Source organism: Chryseobacterium sp. 2987 (genome assembly GCF_031456375.1).
GTDB classification, from domain to species: domain Bacteria; phylum Bacteroidota; class Bacteroidia; order Flavobacteriales; family Weeksellaceae; genus Chryseobacterium; species Chryseobacterium vaccae.
In genome coordinates this window covers 53683-70246 of sequence record NZ_JAVDUN010000001.1, presented here as the reverse complement: position 1 = coordinate 70246, position 16564 = coordinate 53683, and the positions used below count along the sequence as shown (strand labels likewise).

Annotated in this window: 16 protein-coding genes; 2 read left to right on the top strand and 14 right to left on the bottom strand. The window is 38.8% G+C overall.

The window, feature by feature from the left end; genetic code table 11:
• Positions 1-3: 3 nt before the first annotated feature.
• Both J2Y40_RS00375 and J2Y40_RS00370 read right to left on the bottom strand, forming a co-directional pair.
• On the bottom strand, positions 4-132 hold the full coding sequence (locus tag J2Y40_RS00375; RefSeq protein WP_262885775.1) for a hypothetical protein: 129 nt from the start codon (positions 130-132) through the stop codon (positions 4-6).
• Positions 133-263: 131 nt separating this feature from the next.
• Positions 264-959, bottom strand: a complete 696-nt coding sequence (locus tag J2Y40_RS00370) for a VIT family protein (protein ID WP_309995689.1) — start codon at positions 957-959, stop codon at positions 264-266.
• Positions 960-1125: 166 nt separating this feature from the next.
• Between J2Y40_RS00370 and lgt the strand changes: the two genes are divergently transcribed.
• On the top strand, positions 1126-1962 hold the full coding sequence (gene lgt / locus J2Y40_RS00365) for a prolipoprotein diacylglyceryl transferase (RefSeq protein WP_153394656.1): 837 nt from the start codon (positions 1126-1128) through the stop codon (positions 1960-1962).
• 296 nt (positions 1963-2258) lie between these two features.
• On the opposite strand, the gene J2Y40_RS00360 is transcribed toward lgt, so the two are convergent.
• From J2Y40_RS00360 to J2Y40_RS00345, 4 genes are all read right to left on the bottom strand, one after another.
• A complete protein-coding gene (locus tag J2Y40_RS00360) occupies positions 2259-2963 on the bottom strand; it encodes a LytTR family DNA-binding domain-containing protein (RefSeq protein ID WP_309995687.1) in 705 nt (234 codons plus the stop codon).
• A complete protein-coding gene (locus tag J2Y40_RS00355) occupies positions 2944-4017 on the bottom strand; it encodes a sensor histidine kinase (RefSeq protein WP_309995684.1) in 1074 nt (357 codons plus the stop codon). The genes J2Y40_RS00360 and J2Y40_RS00355 overlap by 20 nt, the downstream gene beginning before the upstream one ends.
• Positions 4018-4100: 83 nt before the next feature.
• Positions 4101-4340, bottom strand: a complete 240-nt coding sequence (locus J2Y40_RS00350; protein WP_309995681.1) for a hypothetical protein — start codon at positions 4338-4340, stop codon at positions 4101-4103.
• Positions 4341-4613: 273 nt separating this feature from the next.
• A complete protein-coding gene (locus tag J2Y40_RS00345) occupies positions 4614-5369 on the bottom strand; it encodes an SDR family oxidoreductase (protein ID WP_153394664.1) in 756 nt (251 codons plus the stop codon).
• Positions 5370-6169: 800 nt separating this feature from the next.
• Here J2Y40_RS00345 and J2Y40_RS00340 point away from each other — a divergent pair.
• Positions 6170-6598, top strand: coding sequence for a cold shock domain-containing protein (locus tag J2Y40_RS00340; protein ID WP_153394666.1), 429 nt, complete (start codon positions 6170-6172; stop codon positions 6596-6598).
• Between the two features lie 129 nt (positions 6599-6727).
• Here the strand turns inward: J2Y40_RS00340 and J2Y40_RS00335 are convergent, their stop codons facing one another.
• The 8 genes from J2Y40_RS00335 to queG all read right to left on the bottom strand — a co-directional run bounded on the left by J2Y40_RS00335 (position 6728) and on the right by queG (position 16331).
• On the bottom strand, positions 6728-8173 hold the full coding sequence (locus tag J2Y40_RS00335) for an efflux transporter outer membrane subunit (RefSeq protein ID WP_309995676.1): 1446 nt from the start codon (positions 8171-8173) through the stop codon (positions 6728-6730).
• Positions 8154-11276, bottom strand: a complete 3123-nt coding sequence (locus J2Y40_RS00330; protein ID WP_309995673.1) for an efflux RND transporter permease subunit — start codon at positions 11274-11276, stop codon at positions 8154-8156. The genes J2Y40_RS00335 and J2Y40_RS00330 overlap by 20 nt, the downstream gene beginning before the upstream one ends.
• Before the next feature lie 24 nt (positions 11277-11300).
• Positions 11301-12389 carry an efflux RND transporter periplasmic adaptor subunit gene (locus J2Y40_RS00325; protein WP_153394672.1) on the bottom strand — a complete coding sequence of 363 codons (1089 nt, stop codon included), beginning with the start codon at positions 12387-12389 and terminating at the stop codon, positions 11301-11303.
• 58 nt (positions 12390-12447) lie between these two features.
• Positions 12448-12744: a hypothetical protein gene (locus J2Y40_RS00320; protein WP_153394674.1), complete on the bottom strand. Its 297-nt coding sequence runs from the start codon at positions 12742-12744 to the stop codon at positions 12448-12450.
• Between the two features lie 475 nt (positions 12745-13219).
• Positions 13220-13681 (bottom strand): SRPBCC family protein, encoded by a 462-nt coding sequence (locus J2Y40_RS00315; RefSeq protein WP_153394676.1) that lies wholly within the window; start codon positions 13679-13681, stop codon positions 13220-13222.
• Positions 13682-13691: 10 nt separating this feature from the next.
• Positions 13692-14345: a murein L,D-transpeptidase catalytic domain-containing protein gene (locus J2Y40_RS00310; protein ID WP_309995668.1), complete on the bottom strand. Its 654-nt coding sequence runs from the start codon at positions 14343-14345 to the stop codon at positions 13692-13694.
• Positions 14346-14351: 6 nt separating this feature from the next.
• Positions 14352-15029: a TIGR02117 family protein gene (locus J2Y40_RS00305; RefSeq protein ID WP_394349958.1), complete on the bottom strand. Its 678-nt coding sequence runs from the start codon at positions 15027-15029 to the stop codon at positions 14352-14354.
• Positions 15030-15386: 357 nt separating this feature from the next.
• Entirely contained in the window at positions 15387-16331 is a 945-nt protein-coding gene (queG, locus tag J2Y40_RS00300; protein ID WP_153399843.1) for a tRNA epoxyqueuosine(34) reductase QueG, read from the bottom strand.
• Between the last annotated feature and the right edge of the window lie 233 nt (positions 16332-16564).

Genomic DNA, 16564 nt, shown 5'->3' with positions numbered 1-16564 from the left:
CTACTACTTGATCACTTCACCAGCACCTTCAGGTGAAGTAGTAGGCTTCGGATCTTCAGTATACACTAAAGTCCCGCCTTTGATTGTCTTTAATCTAATTTGTTCAATCTTTTTGTTTTCCAGGTTTTTCATTATAATCAATTTACTGTCCGTCAAAAATAACAAATATTCTCATTGACGTACCTCTTGTTCATCTGTTTCCTAGCCGTAAACTTTACCTCCGGCGTATGATTTTCAACCTTTAACAAAATCCGACAGCCATTTCACGACACACTCACTCCAAAAAAATGTCCTACTAATGCGGTCATTCCCATTGCTACCGTTCCCCAGAAACAAATCCTCAGTATTGCGGGAGCTATTCTTGATCCTCCTGTTCTGGCTGAAACAGCACCTAGAAGCATCAGGAATACAATAGAAAATCCATACTGGAAGTAAACCATCTGTTTAATGGGTGCCAAAAGTGAGACGGCAAAAGGTAGTAAAGCTCCTACTGCAAAAGAAATAAAGGAAGCTCCTGCGGCGTGTAAAGGCTGTGCTTTGGTAATTTCGTTGATTCCCAATTCATCTCTGGCATGGGCCTCCAGAGCATTATGCTCAGTAAGTTCTGTGGCAACTTTCATCGCTGTTTCTCTACTGACCCCTCTTCTTTCGTAGATCTTCGCCAGTTCTTTAAGCTCAATTTCAGGCATCTCTTCCAGTTCTTTCCTTTCCCTGTGAAGATCTGCTTTTTCTGTGTCTTCCTGGGAACTCACCGATACATATTCTCCGGCAGCCATAGACATTGCTCCGGCAATCATCCCGGCTAAGGCAGCCAGAATAATGGTATTCCTTTCAGGTTGTGCCGCTGCCACACCAATCACGATGCTGGTTGTAGATAAAAGTCCGTCATTAGCCCCTAAAACGGCAGCCCGAAGCCACCCTACTCTGTTGACGTAATGTTTTTCTAATTGATGATACATAACCGGAAATAATATAGGTTCTATCAAAAATAAGAAATGATTCTTCCGGAATCAATATAAATTAGATGTGGATAAAACCTTTTCTATTCAAAAATTCATATTCTTTCACTGTAACCACGCAGAAATATCTTTCTATCTTTGCCTGAAATTTCAACAATTACTATCAATGAATTTACTGTACATTAACTGGGATGTAGATCCCGAGATTATCAACATATTTGGATTTCCTCTTAAATATTATGGTTTATTATTTTTCGCAGGGCTTGTTTTGTGCTATATGATCTTAAAAAAGATTTATAAAGAGGAGAAACTCAGCAATCAGGCTCATGAAGCCCTTTTTTCTTACGCTGTCATTGGTATTCTGGCAGGGGCAAGATTGGGACACTGCCTGTTTTATGATTTTGATTATTACTCACAGCATCCGCTTGAAATTATCCTGCCTATCCAAAAGGGACCGGACGGAGCTTACTTCTTCTCCGGATATGCGGGACTGGCAAGCCATGGCGGAGGAATCGGGCTGATCATCATGCTTCTTATTTATGCCAGAAAATATTCTATTAAGTTTATGAAAATTCTGGATATTATTGCGATTGCTACCCCTCTGGCCGGAGGTTTTATCAGACTGGCCAACCTGATGAATTCTGAAATTATCGGAACTCCTTCCAATGCTCCCTGGGCATTTATTTTCCGCAGAGTAGATGATATTCCAAGGCATCCTGCCCAGCTTTATGAAGCCATTTCTTACTTTTTGATTTTCTCTTTGGTTTATTTTATTTACAAAAAAGGAATGTTCAAAGTCGGAAAAGGTTTTTATTTCGGAATAAGTTCACTACTGATCTTCGTTATGCGACTGCTTATTGAGTTCATCAAAGTAGATCAGGTGAGTTTTGAACAGGGAATGAGCCTGAATATGGGCCAGCTTCTAAGTATTCCTTTTATTCTTCTGGGACTGTTTTTTGTGATCAAAAGCATCCGGGATAAAGATGAAATAAAGGTTTCATAATCCGTTTATGAAAAAATAACATCATTATAAAAAGCCTCCGGAATGACATATTCCGGAGGTTTCTGTTATAACTTTTAAAAAAAATGGCTTAAGAACTTACAGATCATTAAGCCAAGTGTATTCATCAGTCGAATACTAACTCTCCACATTCATATCTTCTAATTATTGCTGGTCAAAGGTGTTACTTACTCTGTTTCTTTAACCAAAAGTAGATCTTCTGTACAAGCTTTGAAAAAAACATCTATCAATTGATCTTAGCCATCTACCAAATTCATCAGTCTGAATCTTAATCAATTTTATTTGAAATCAATAAAAGGCTTATACGTTCTTCCTACCGGCAGTTTTTTACCATTTACCTGCATCATGGCGGAAGTTTTCACTTCTACTTTAGACTTAGAAATAATATAAGATTTGTGAATCCGGATGAACGTTTTCGGATCCAGGCTTTCTTCTATTCTGCTGAGCGGCATTTTCACGGTAATTGTTCCCGCTTTTGTATGAATATGGATATATTCCCGTAAGCTTTCGATGTAAAATATATCATTCAAAATGATTTTGATTTGTTTTTTCCCGCTGCTGATAAAAATATGATCGCGGTCTGCAGCTTCCAGAAGCGCTTCTTCAGCACTGATCAGATATTTGAACTTTTCCACCGCTTTCACGAATCTGTCATACGGAATAGGTTTCATCAGATAATCTACAATATCAAGCTCATAGCCTTCCACTGCGTACTGATGATAGGCCGTCGTAACAATGACAAGGGGTGGATCTTTCAGTTTTTTCAGAAGATCGAAACCTTTTACTACCGGAAGATGCAGATCAAGAAACATCAGGTCAATAGAATGTCTTCCCAACAGAGTTCCTGCATATACAGCATCTGCGCATTTTCCTATAAGGTGGAGGTCTTCGTCTTTATTCACGAAACTTTCAAGAATATCAGAAGCAATCGGTTCATCTTCAACAATGATGCAATTGTATTTTTTAGTGGCTGGATGTGTCATTCAAATCAATAGTTAGGTGTACAATGTAATGGTCTTTTTTATCTTCAACAACCAGAATATGCTTTGGATAAAGCAGTTCAAGCTGTCTGCGGATATTTTTCAACCCTATTTTAGTAGAATTGCCATGAGGTTTTTCCTCTTTTGAATTTTCAATACGGTAATGGAAGATCCCGTCTTTCAATTGAATATCAATATGAATAAATTTCTGTCCGATACTCTCCGAAACACCATGTTTAAAAGCATTTTCTACAAACTGTATCAGAATAAGCGGCGAAATTTCCTGTAACGGGCGGTCTACATTTTCATGAAAACTGACTTCAAGGTCATAATGCCGGATCTGCTGAATCTGGATAAAGTCACGGATATTATCTACCTCTTTTTCAATAGAAATGGATTTTTTGGCTGCTTCATAAATATTATACCTCATCACTTTGGAGAGCTGCAGAATGACTTCAGGGGTGCCATCCGCCTTTTTAAGGGCCATTCCGTAAATATTATTAAGGGTATTGAATAAGAAATGAGGATTAATCTGAGCCTTCAACATCGTCAGTTCCTGATCCAATTTTTCTGTTTTCAACTGGGATAGCTGTTCTTTAAGAAGATTCTTCTGTCTGGTAATTTCAACCCCGAAAACCAGACCTACCATAAAAATAAGATCCATAAATGAATTGAAAGCCACCAATCCATTGATAAATCCTGACGGTTGTTTCCCGTCTAGTGTTTCAATGGCTCCGTAGATATGAGGATAAATGATATAATGGGTAAACAATCTGTGAGTAAGTACAGCCAAAACAATCATAAGAAGATACAGAACCGGCTTCAAAAACCTGTTCAGTTCTATCTTCTCATATAAATAAAGCAGTGAATAAGCCAACGGAATTTTAACCAAAAGATACCCCAGCTCCAGAACCAGTGTATTCTGAAGTCTTACCTGCCACTCTAAACCAGGAAACTGATACCTTGACCAATAGAAATCCAGATACACTTCCAGAATATAATAGAGAATCCAAAAAAGCAGATGGACATATAATTTTGATTTTATGTAGGGTTTCAAATCTGTGATGATTTATAATGCAAAATACTATCTTTCAATGAAAAATAAAAATAGAATAGCTATCAAAGAAACGTATTCGTCTATCAATGGTGTCTTTTCTTTTCAGTCGGACATTCAGAAAACATTAACTGTAAAAAGCTGCATATAAGAAGTACATTGAATTCAATCCCGTTGGTTCCGCCTCCTACTACAAACCAGCCATTCTGCCAGTGAACATAATAAATCCCGAAAATAAAGATCAATATATTACATACAGCTACGGGCCTGATGAATGAATCTACCCAGATTAAAGCTACAGAAGCAAGATGAACAAGCTTTATCATCCATGCCAAATACAGTCCAAAAGGACTGAAACCGATAGTATCTAAAAAAAAAGTCCAAAATTACTGACATCACCGCTAAAAATAGAAATAACACTATGCATCAGCAGAATAGCCGAAAGACCACACCGGAGAAAGAAATACTTTTTCATGAAACCAATTTAGAAAAATCATGAAAAAAACTGACTGACAGCGTATATCAACAGCTGACAAGTGTATATAAAAAATGGATAACCGAACACTCAGTTATCCACCATCCATTATTTCGAAAATAAACTATCTGGTTGTATAGCCGCCGTTGGCAAAAATAGTCTGACCAGTGATCCACCACCCGTCCGTTACCAGAAATTCAACCAGAGGGGCAATATCCTTAATATCGGTAAGCCCACCCAATGCTGAAGCTGATTTATGATAGGCTACGGCATCGTCTGTTTCCTGGCCATAGAAAAATGGAGTATCCATTGGACCAGGAGCAACTGCTGTTACTGAAATTCCTCTACTTCCAAACTCTTTAGAAGCAGCTCTCGTGAAATGCTCTACCGGTGCCTTTGCTCCTGCATAGGTAGAATACAATCCTGTATAAGCTGCCAGCAAAGAAGTCACAATAGTGCAGATCTTTCCATTATCATTCAATTTTTTTCCGGCTTCCTGTAAAAAGAAATAGGCTGATTTTGAATTGACATTGAACATGGTATCATATTCTGCTTCAGTAGTTTCCGCAAATGGTTTTTTAAGCACCATCCCTACTGTATTGATCGCAATATCTATTCCTCCGAATTGAGAAACGGTTTCATCAAAGAATTTTGCGATATTGTCTACCTGGGTAAGATCTCCCTGAAATAAAAATGCCTCAGCCCCCAAAGCCTGAACTTCAGCCAGTGTTTTCTCACTTTCCGCCCTGGAACTTTCACTGTTATAGTGAATAGCCAGTTTTGCTCCTTTTGCAGCAAAATCCCTGCTTAACAGTCCTCCTAAATTTTTGCCTCCTCCGGCAATTAACACTACTTTTCCTTTAACATCTTGTGTTGACATTGTATATTGTTTTATGTTACTGGAACAAAGATGGATAATGAAAATAAATCTATCATGGTGAATCTTTCGGAAACTACAATTCATGGTGAACGCTCTATAAAACTGGTCAAAAAATAAAAAGTATTCACATTTTTTTGAAATTAAAAAATGCTCCTATATCCCACTACATCACAGAAAGATACACTTATAAAACACTATAAAAACAGTATATTCCCAGACTGAACAAAGGACAAAATTCCAGTATTTGTGAACTTTAGGCATAACATTTGCTGCTAGAAAAAACATATTATGAATAACACCACTTCATTTTTATAATATATTATTTTCCACAATCCTCAGCATGCTGGGGATTTTTTCTACAACTAAATCTATTATTTTCGGACTGAGAACATCGCTTCAGCCTTTGAAAGCAGGTTCTAAAGATGTAAAATACAGGGAAACACAGGATCAGGACCAGCAAGGCCCGTTTAATTCAGAAAATATATTTTTGATAATCAAATATTTAAAACGGTGTCATTCATTTTATTATTCGTACCTTTGTACAAATTAGTAAGCAGGAAACTGCCTTCGCTTTCTGTTGTGGTTTAAAATACCTCTTTTTTCTTTCAGTTTTTGCTTTTTCAGCAGCTGCATTTTTAGCTTTTGATTCTTGTATGAATGATAGGATTTCAGAGTACTGAACCGGATGATTAAGAATCTTATACAAAAGACGGAACAAAAAGCTAGCGGCAGAATCAACAACGTTTAGGCAGACTAAAATAACTTATATTAACCCGGAAACTAAATACTAAAAATAATTTATGGCAGACTCTTTTTCTAAAAAAGAAAATTTTAAGAAAAAAATTCAAAAACAAAAAGAAAAGGCGCTAAGACGCGAAGAACGTAAAACGAACAACAACAAAGGTAAAGAACTTGAAGATGTTTACATGTATGTAGATGAATTCGGAAGACTTACCTCTACGCCACCTGAAGGAAGACAGGAGGTGAACCTTGATGAGATTCAGCTTGGTGCTGCTCCTATTGTTGAAGAAGATCCTCGTAAAACAGGAATCATCACATTCCACAGCGAGAAAGGATATGGTTTTATTACTGAAGATAAAACGAAGGAAAACATATTCTTTCACAATAACAGCTGTACAGAACTGGTAAAAAAAGGAAACAAGGTTTCTTTTGAAAAGGAAAAATCTCCAAAAGGTTTTTCAGCCGTTAACATTCAGATTGTTAAATAATCTTTTAACCAAAAACAGACAGCCTTATCAGGCAAATCCGTTTTTAATATACTACAGAAGCCACCTTTTCAGGTGGCTTCATGCATCGTAAAAAAAAGTAAAAATTAACAGATTAGATATTAATCTGCATTAGTCCAGCTTTCCGCCCAATGCCTTAAACAGCAGAACGTTATTTCTGGTATTCTGATGCTGAAACTGAAGCAGGTCCAGTTCAGCAGTCAGTTTGCTTTTCTGAGAATTAATCAGTTCAAAATAATTGGCATAGCCTGTCAGATACAAATCATTGGAAACCTCTACTCCACGGTCAAGAAATCCTACTTCTTCAGACTTCAATTGTAATACCTTCTCATAGATCTTCGTTTGTTTCAGAATCGACTGCAGCTCGTTAAATGCCGTAGTAATGCTTTTCTGATAATTTAAAAAAGCGATCTCCTGCTCTTTACCGGCTACATTAAATTCATGCTTTAGCTGGCCTTTATTAAAAACAGGAACCATAAGCCCTCCCAACAGCTGTCCCGCGAGTGATGCAGGCCTGAAGAATGTTCCGGCAGAAAAAGCATTCAACCCAAAACTTGCTCCCAGATCTATTTTAGGATAAAAGGCAGCTCTTGCCGCTTTTGCATCAGCCTGGGAAGCTTCCAACACATAATAATTCGCAGCTACATCTGGTCTTGAATGAATTACAGCTTCTATATTGATATCTTTATTCAGGATTTCCATATTGGTAGGCATCAAAGTTTTTCCCCTTTTTACGCCGCCCCCATAACTTCCCGTCAGCGTTGTAATCGCCTGCTCCACTGTAACGATCTCTACTTTGATATGTTCAATCTCAGCAAGCCAGTTGTTATTCTGAGCCTTAAACTGCTGCACCGCCAGCTCCGTTGCTTTTCCTACTTCTCTTTGGGCAAGAACAATCTCGAACGCCCTTTGCTGAAGCTTATAGTTCTTCTGATAAATAGCCAGCCGGTTATCCAAAGCAACCAACTGATAATAGAGATTCGCAATATCGGTAAACAGTTCTACCTGCAGCAGTCTTAAACCTTCAGCAGAAGCCAGATATTTCTTCTGGGCAGACAGCTTTTTATTTTTAAGCTTTCCCCATGCATCTATTTCCCAGCTGCTTCTTGCCCCCAGCCAGTAATTCGGAGTGAAATCACGGTTAATCTTCTGATCCTCCGCAATATTGGGTGAAAGGTTTGTATCATAATTTCCAACCCCTTCCATCGTATATTTTCCATAACGGTCCCCTGAAGCTGCCGCTCCTATTTCAAGAGAAGGAAGAAGATCCATTTTTGATCTTCGGAGAAAGCTGTTGGCAATATCTACCCGCTGCTGAGCAATCTTAAAATCAGGGTTGGCTTCTATTACTTTTTCAAAAAGTTCCTGCAATTGAGGATCTGTAAAATAAGCCTTGAGATTGATCGGTTGAAACTTATCTTCACTATTTTCAGTCTGGACAGCTTCACCCGGCAGGGTTCTGGCTTTTTTAATATCAGCAACGTTCGGAACAGCACATGAGGTGAGTGCCAACATTATGATTCCATATACTATAGGTTTATGATTTAATCTTTTCATCTTTCTTCTTATTTTCAAGTTTCGCAAAGAATATATATAACCCCGGAATGATCACCAGTCCGAAGATGGTTCCGATAAGCATTCCTCCTGCTGCTGCGGTACCGATGGAACGGTTTCCTACCGCTCCGGCTCCCGAAGCAATACACAACGGAATAAGCCCTGCTACAAAAGCAAAGGAAGTCATAAGGATCGGACGTAAACGCTGTTTCGCTCCTTCAATAGCTGCCGGAATAATATCATACCCTTCTTTATTTCTGGCTACGGCAAATTCTACGATCAGAATGGCATTTTTTGCCAAAAGTCCGATCAGCATGACAAGGGCAACCTGTGCATAGATATTATTATCCAGCCCTGTCAGGACCAGCGCGATATAAGATCCGAAAATACCAGTCGGAAGGCTTAAAAGCACCGGCATTGGAAGCAGGAAACTTTCATATTGTGCTGCCAGCAAAAGGTATACGAATAAAAGACAGATCAGGAAAATGTAAACCGTCTGATTTCCGGAGAGGATTTCTTCTCTCGTCATTCCGGACCATTCAATATCAAAACCCCTCGGAAGAGTTTCCTTGGCTACTCTTTCTACAGCTGCAATGGCATCACCGGAGCTGTACCCATCAGCAGGTTCTCCGTTGATCATCGCTGACATATACATATTATACCTCGTCAGAACTTCAGGTCCATATACTTTTTCAATGGTAATGAAGGTTGAAAAAGGGACCATTTCACCTTTGTCATTTTTCAGGTATAAATTCAGGATGCTTTCCGGAGTATCTCTGTGTTCCGGACTTGCCTGTACCATTACTTTATACATCTGACTGAAACGGATAAAGTTGGTGGCATAATAGGACCCCAGCATCGTCTGCAAAGTAGACATCGCATTATCTACCGAAATTCCTTTTTTAGCCGCCATATCATAATCCATATTGATCATGTATTGCGGAAACGTAGCATCAAAGCTGGTGAAATTATTCTGCAGCTCAGGAGCTTCATTCAGTTTTTTTACAAAATCTTTGGTGATTTTATCCGTATTTTCAATAGTTCCTCCGGTTCTGTCCAGCAAACGAAGTTCAAAACCACTCGTATTTCCGAATCCCGGAACGGTAGGCGGTGCAAAAATCTCAATCTGGGCATCAGCAATACCTTTTGTCTTGTCAGAAAGTTCTGTGATGAGATCATTGACTGAAATATTCCTTTCTTTCCAGTCTTTAAGGTTAATCATGGCCATTCCGTAAGAAGATCCCGCAATTTCAGTTACAATACTGTATCCGGCAAGGGTGGTTACGTTTTCTACGCCTTCAATTTTTTTGGCGATAACTGTTACTTCGTCCAGAACCGTTTCTGTTCTTTCAACCGTAGCTCCCTGTGGTGTGGTAACGCTTACATACACCATTCCCTGATCTTCCATCGGGATAAATCCGGTGGGAAGGAACCTGCTGGTAATTCCTGTCAGAAGCATAAATAAAAAGAGTAATCCAAAGGTAACTACTGTACGGGTGGCAAATTTTGAAAGGATACCTACATAACGGTCCGTTAGTTTTTCAAAACCTTTATTGAAACTCTGGAAAAACCTGTCAACAACCGTTTTCTTTCTATCGTGGCTGTGAGGTTTCAAAATAATGGCACAAAGTGCAGGAGTAAGGGTTAATGCATTTACCCCCGATATTACAATACTTATGGCCAGTGTCAGTGAGAACTGACGGTAAAATACTCCTACCGGACCATCCAGAAATGCTACCGGAATAAATACTGCTGACATCACAATGGTAATCGCCACTACTGCTCCTGCAATTTCTTTGGTTGCACTGATTGTAGCTTCCAACGGTATCATCCCTTCCTCCATCTTCACGTGAACGGCTTCAACAACGACAATCGCGTTATCCACCACAATCCCGATGGCAAGAACGAGAGCAAATAAGGTCAATAAATTTACTGAGAAATCCAGCATACTCATAAAAGCAAAAGTCCCTATCAGTGCCACAGGTACGGCAAGAACCGGAATCAAAGTGGAACGCCAGTCCTGCAGGAAGATAAATACCACAATTCCCACCAGAATAAACGCTTCGATAAGCGTAATCAGTACCGCACTGATAGAGGCATCAAGAAATCGGGAAACATCATAAGCCATGTTATATTCCATTCCGGGAGGAAAAGAAGTTCCTTTCAGTTCTTCCATTTTGCCCTTTACGCTTTCAATCACTTCGGATGCATTGGAACCGGGACGCTGCTTCATCATAATGGAGGCAGAAGGTCTTCCGTCTGTTTTTGAAACCATTCCGTAATTCATCGCTCCAAACTCTACTTTTGCAATATCTTTAAGCTTGAGAATGGTTCCGTTGACATCTGATCTGATCGGAACCTCTTCGTATTGCTTAGGTTCAAAGAATTTTCCTTTGTATTTAATAACGTATTGCAGCTGGCTGGAAGTCTTTCCGGAGGTCTCTCCTACTTTTCCCGGTGCTGCCGAAATATTCTGTTTCTGCAAAGAACCAATTACTTCGTCTGCCGAAATATTGTAAGCAGCCATCTTCTGCGGATCCAGCCATACCCTCATAGAGTATTCTTTCTGACCCATAATTTCTGCCCTTCCTACTCCGTCAATACGTTTCAGCTCCTGAAGTACGTTGATATCTGTAAAGTTGTAGATGAACTGCTCATCCTGACTGGGATCTGTGCTGGTAATATTAAGGTACATCAGCATACTGTTTACCTCTTTTTCAGTAGTTACCCCGGCCCGGATTACTTCTTCCGGAAGTTCATCGAGGATAGTGGTTACCCTGTTCTGGACGTTTACTGCTGCTACATCGGGATCCGTTCCCACTTCAAAGAAAACCTGAATCAGGGTAAGCCCGTCATTGGAAGTTACCGTTGACATATACGTCATTCCGGGAACCCCGTTGATGGCCCGTTCTAAAGGAAGCGCCACCGCATTGGCCGACACTTCGGCATTGGCTCCTGTATATTTTGCGGTTACCGTTACAGAAGGTGGTACAATATCAGGAAACTGAGTGATCGGCATTTTCATCAATGCCATGATTCCCAACAATACGAATACAATGGAAATAACCAACGAAAGAACCTTTCGTCTTATAAACATTTCTACCATGGTAAGTTGATTTAAAGATGAAGGTTAATATTTCTTTTTGATTTTAATGATATCGCCGTCTTTTAAAGACTGTGTTCCTTCATAAATGATCACGTCTCCTTTTTTAAGACCGCTTTCCACCATATAAGAATCTCTTAAAGTGGTTCCGATCTTAATGCTGGTCATTTTTACTTTATTCTGCTTATCCACGACAAATACATAGGTTTTATCCTGAATAGAAAATGTTGATTTCTGTGGGATCAGGATGGCATTATCCTGCTGTTCGGAAATAATAAGCCTCCCTGAAGTACCGTGCTTGATGAGACGGTCCGGGTTTGGGAAGAGTACTTTATACCGGATGGAACCTGTAGTTCTGTCGATTTCTCCTTCAGCTGTTTTTAAGGCTCCGTTGAACTGATAATTGACTCCGTTCGGAAGGGTAAGCTCAATTTTCTGATGGTTTCCGATCTTATCATTGGCCAAAAGTTCAAAGTATAAATTCTCCGGAATAGAAAAGTAAGCATAAACTTCGTTAAGCTGTGAAAGCGTGGTAAGCAGGATTCCGTTTTCTACAAGACTTCCGTCTTTGTGTGGAATTACATCAATCACGCCGTCAAAAGGAGCTGTAATTTTTGTAAAGCTTATCTTTTGTAAAACGGTTCTTCGTTCAGCATCAGCATAGGCGTATTTTGCTTTGGCTGATGAAAGTTTAGCCTTTACCATTTCCAGCTCATTATTGGCTACAAATTTCTTAGCATGAAGGCTTTGAATCTGCTTCAGTTCTACCTCTACAATGCGTACATCAGCATCTGCCTGCTTCAGAGCAGCATCTGCTTTCAGCAATTCCATCTGCAGTTCGGCATCATTGATTTTGAATAATGGCTGCCCCTGATGCACAAACTGGCCTTCATTAACATAGATATGCTGGATAATTCCTCCTATCCTGGAACGGATATCCACATTTTTCTTGGCCTGAATATCGGTTACGAACTGGTTATTCACAAGAGTATCTTTTTCTTTGATTTCCAGCACGGGAACTTCCTTCTCTTTATTTTTGTTTTTTTTGTTGTCTTTACTGCATGACACAGCGAATAATATTGCAAGAATGCAAATTATTACGTTTTTAGAATACATCTTAAGTTGTTTAAGTTATAAAATTTCGTTAAAATAAATTGGTTTTCAATAACTTAAACTAGTACAACTGGAGAAGATGGAGAAAGGATTTGACACCGCAGATGGATGAAACGGCAATATCCGGGAGCGTAATTTTTGAAGTGATTTTTTCAATTGCTGAGAAGTCACCGGATGCTTCATCAATTTTGCGGGCCGCATTTTTTACAATTTTAGAAACTGCAGACACGGCATGGGCATTCATATCCGTTTCTTCGTAAAAATCGAGGATATGAACATTGCCTACCTGAGGTACACATGGAACATTCTGCAATGATTTTTCTGCCCATTTCGAATTGAAAAGGGTAAAAACCAACATGAAATAAAAAAAGATAAATGACTTCAGGCCTGCCATGTCAAAAGAATACTTAGTTTTTCAGTAAAAACAATAGTTCTGCAAAATTATGGATTTCAGACGAGGTTCACGGTCTTTTAAATGTTAAAAAAACTTAAACAATGAGAGTTTTACCAGAAAAAACTTTGAGGGTATTCAAAAGTCTCATTTTAAGAGATTATGTGTATGGGAAAAATCTTTTAGGCACAAAATATTTTAACACTTTGATTTTTAACAAGTTCACATAAGCTCTTTAAAAATCTACGATTTTTATTGGGCTGATTAAAAAAATCTGCGTGATCTGCCCAATCTGCAGGCTTTTAAAATATCCACAAACATCAGCGTAATTTGTGGAATCCGTGGGAAACTTTTAAACATACAAAATACTTCACCATTTATTTAAAGTTGAAAAAATGAACACCATGAATTCATTTCATCTTATCTGAATTTAATTTCAGAATTATTTTTCTCCAAACATTTTCTCCAATACCTGATAGCGGTAATCAAAGATCTGTTTCAGTTTATTTCTTACCATAAGACGGTGGGCTATATTTCCAAGAAATCCCATTGGCAATTCATAATCTATAGTATCTTTCATCAATACTCCTTTTTCATTCGGGATAAATTCATGATGATGATGCCATAGTTTATAAGGTCCTTTTTTCTGAAAATCGGTAAAACTTTTTTGAGGATCTACCTGAATGATCTCGGTCTGCCATTTCATTTTAATACCCAATAAAGGGGAAACGTAATAGTCAATGAGCATTCCTTCGTAAATCTCATCATTTTCCATTGTGGTGATTACCGTAAAGTTCATATCTTCCGGGGTGATCTCTGACAGGTTATTGGCTGAAGAGAAAAATTTCCAGGCGGTTTCCAGGCTGCAGTTAAGCTGCTGTTCTCTGTAAAAGCGGTGCTTCATTGTTTTTTATTTACTGATAAATCCACATTAAAACGGGTTTTCCGGCTTTCTGCAGCATAGGGTCAATTTCTTTCATGGCATTATTGGAAATGGTGGGACATCCCCAGCCCTCCGGAGAACCTTTCGGAAATACGTCTTCATCACTCATCAAATCCCACGAATGAAAGACAATGAAGCGTCTCAGAGCATTGTTGTTGGTTTTTTCAAGGCCGTGCATCAGGTATTTCACATTAATTCCCCAATTGCTGTACCCTCTTTCTCCAAGCTTATATTTTCCCAATGCGGAAAGATGGCTTCCATCTTCATTACTGAACTGTGGATTGGCTTTAGACCCATCAGCACTCCAGGAATTCGTACCACATCCATGCCCAACCAGATATTGTTTTGAAATAGTTTTATTTTTAAAATCCCAGACAAAAAATCTTTTGATCCCGGAATGCAGGCTCATATCGATCAGGATACAGAAATCTGTATTCATCTTCGTCGCGGTGCAGCATCTCAGGGCTTCTTCTGCTTTGGCTGCTATTTCAGACAGATCAGCTTCCGGCTTTTTTTCAGTCTGAACAGTTGATTTATCTGTAACATTTTTTACCGGTATAAATTTAGGCTCATTACCGCAGGAAAACAGGAGAAAAACACTGAAAATTACAAGCAGAAGCTTCATTTGCCGTTATTTATAATGGCGGAAAATTCCAAAATCGGTTGGGGTCCACAGGGCGGCTTTCTGTCCGGCTGCTTTCAGAGCATCGTTTGACCAGGTATTGCAGGTATACAGGAAGCTGTACGTTCCTTTAGCATCGTAGAATGCGTCGTTATCATCATAAACCGCATTGGTAGGAATCAGGATGAAGTTTCCGTTCTGATCTCTGTCAAATTTATCTTCTACGAATTTCACCAGATCCTTATACTGGTTTCTGCTGATCATGATCATTTTGCAGTCATCCCCTTCTTTCATCGTTCTGTAATAAGTGCAATGCATGGCTGACTCACTCATCCAGAAGGCGGCTTTCACGGCTGTTGAGAACTTAAGGTCGGCCCAGGTGGGTGTATCAAGGTAAAATCCTTTATCCCCCCAGCCTATTCCAATATAGCTGTAATCTGTTTTTTTCGATTTAATATTATTGAAAGGAATTTTCTGGCTCCAGTCCTGCAGATCATTTTTCACAGGCATCACAATATCGGTGTGCACTCCGTTGGTATAAATATAGATGGGAATAACCTTTTCCTGTCCGTCATTTTTGGCAGAAACGGATATAAGCGGAAGCGCAAGGCCTAATGCAACATATACAATTATAATTCCCAAAATTACGCCTATGGTTTTCAGGACATACATTAATATCATTTTCACAGTCATGTTTTAATAAAATTTAATCTATAATTTTCAGTAAAAGTATTTGTTTTAATCCGAAAAATGAGTATATTTAGTTACGAAATATTCACAAATATGCGTAAAAACACTAAATCACAAAAAAGATTTAAAATAAGAGTAAAAACAGCTCCTAAAAGAGTACAAAAAAAACGTTGATTTTCTGTGGGACTTAAGTCTCCTGAAAGTCAATTTTTCTTTTTAGGAAAGATGTTATAAAGATTCTTACCGTATTAAATCTAACCTCTTTAAGACTGAAAACTTAAGGAATGGACGATTATCCTTTTAGATTTTGGAACCTCAAAATTCCAGACGAGGGAACGTCCGCTGCAATCCAGGCTAATTTTTATCTGAATATTTTTCAAGGAACTCAATATTTCGCTTGAGACCGGCAAATTTGGTCCTTTTCACAGGTGATTTTCTGAAGATTCCGGAGAATATTTCCTGGGTAATTTCCTTCCATTCTTCTTTTTTGAAATTTTTCAAGGCTTCATTGGGAGCAAATCTGTTCTGCTGATGAGGCGCAGAAAACCGGTTCCACGGGCATACATCCTGGCAGATATCACATCCGAACATCCAGTCTTCCATTTTATTTTTAAAATGATCCGGAATTTCATTCTTCAGTTCTATGGTGGCATAGGAAATACAGCGGCTTCCGTCGATGATCTTTTCAGATACAATGGCATCTGTAGGGCAGGCATCAATACATTTCCTGCATGTTCCGCAGTGATCCGTCACGGCATGATCCGGAACAAGTTCAAGATCACAGATAATTTCTGCCAGAAAGTAAAAAGAGCCGTTCTGTTTGGTGATGAGGTTTGCATTTTTACCAACCCAGCCTATTCCTGATTTTCTGGCCCAGCTTCTTTCCAACACAGGTGCTGAATCCACAAAAACCCTGAATCCGAACTCGCCTATTTCTTCCTGAAGTTCTGCCACCATTTCACGAAGAATTTCTTTAACCACTTCATGATAATCTTCTGCATAAGCATATTTGGAGATCTTATAGTTCTCCAGTGCAGAGATTTTTTCTTCAGGGAAATAGTTATAGGAAAGTGAGATGACGGATTTGGAGCCCTCCACCAGCAGCCTTGGATCTAATCTTTTGTCAAAATGATTCTCCATGTACTTCATCTCGCCATGAAAATTATTTTTGAGCCATTTTTCAAGATTGGGTGCATCTTCTTCCAGGAAATCAGCTTTTGAAATACCGCAGTTCTGAAATCCAAAACGTTCTGCTTTAGATTTAATCAGCTGTGAGTATTTTTCGGCACCGGTGTTCAGGATTTCCACTTTGCAAAATTAATATTATTTTATCAATGTTCAATTGAATAAGAAACTGTTGGAAATGCAGATTTTTTTGGAAACGCAAAGATGATTTATAGGCAATATCGATTTTTAAGGGACTAAGAACAGAATCAACTTCGTTGATCCGATGAAGCGGATGAATATTTGGATGCAGTAGAAAGTTTTCAGAAAAAATTGTGTATTTTCGTTCATATTTTTAATATTTAAAA

What these genes read in the sequence shown, in the direction of transcription:
- J2Y40_RS00375 (WP_262885775.1), bottom strand. Translation starts at nt 132, where the DNA reads ATGAAAAACCTGGAAAACAAAAAGATTGAACAAATTAGATTAAAGACA.
- J2Y40_RS00315 (WP_153394676.1), bottom strand. Translation starts at nt 13,681, where the DNA reads ATGAAGCACCGCTTTTACAGAGAACAGCAGCTTAACTGCAGCCTGGAA.
- J2Y40_RS00345 (WP_153394664.1), bottom strand. Translation starts at nt 5,369, where the DNA reads ATGTCAACACAAGATGTTAAAGGAAAAGTAGTGTTAATTGCCGGAGGA.
- J2Y40_RS00335 (WP_309995676.1), bottom strand. Translation starts at nt 8,173, where the DNA reads ATGAAAAGATTAAATCATAAACCTATAGTATATGGAATCATAATGTTG.
- J2Y40_RS00360 (WP_309995687.1), bottom strand. Translation starts at nt 2,963, where the DNA reads ATGACACATCCAGCCACTAAAAAATACAATTGCATCATTGTTGAAGAT.
- J2Y40_RS00325 (WP_153394672.1), bottom strand. Translation starts at nt 12,389, where the DNA reads ATGTATTCTAAAAACGTAATAATTTGCATTCTTGCAATATTATTCGCT.
- lgt (WP_153394656.1), top strand. Translation starts at nt 1,126, where the DNA reads ATGAATTTACTGTACATTAACTGGGATGTAGATCCCGAGATTATCAAC.
- J2Y40_RS00370 (WP_309995689.1), bottom strand. Translation starts at nt 959, where the DNA reads ATGTATCATCAATTAGAAAAACATTACGTCAACAGAGTAGGGTGGCTT.
- J2Y40_RS00350 (WP_309995681.1), bottom strand. Translation starts at nt 4,340, where the DNA reads ATGATAAAGCTTGTTCATCTTGCTTCTGTAGCTTTAATCTGGGTAGAT.
- J2Y40_RS00320 (WP_153394674.1), bottom strand. Translation starts at nt 12,744, where the DNA reads ATGTTGGTTTTTACCCTTTTCAATTCGAAATGGGCAGAAAAATCATTG.
- J2Y40_RS00310 (WP_309995668.1), bottom strand. Translation starts at nt 14,345, where the DNA reads ATGAAGCTTCTGCTTGTAATTTTCAGTGTTTTTCTCCTGTTTTCCTGC.
- J2Y40_RS00330 (WP_309995673.1), bottom strand. Translation starts at nt 11,276, where the DNA reads ATGGTAGAAATGTTTATAAGACGAAAGGTTCTTTCGTTGGTTATTTCC.
- J2Y40_RS00340 (WP_153394666.1), top strand. Translation starts at nt 6,170, where the DNA reads ATGGCAGACTCTTTTTCTAAAAAAGAAAATTTTAAGAAAAAAATTCAA.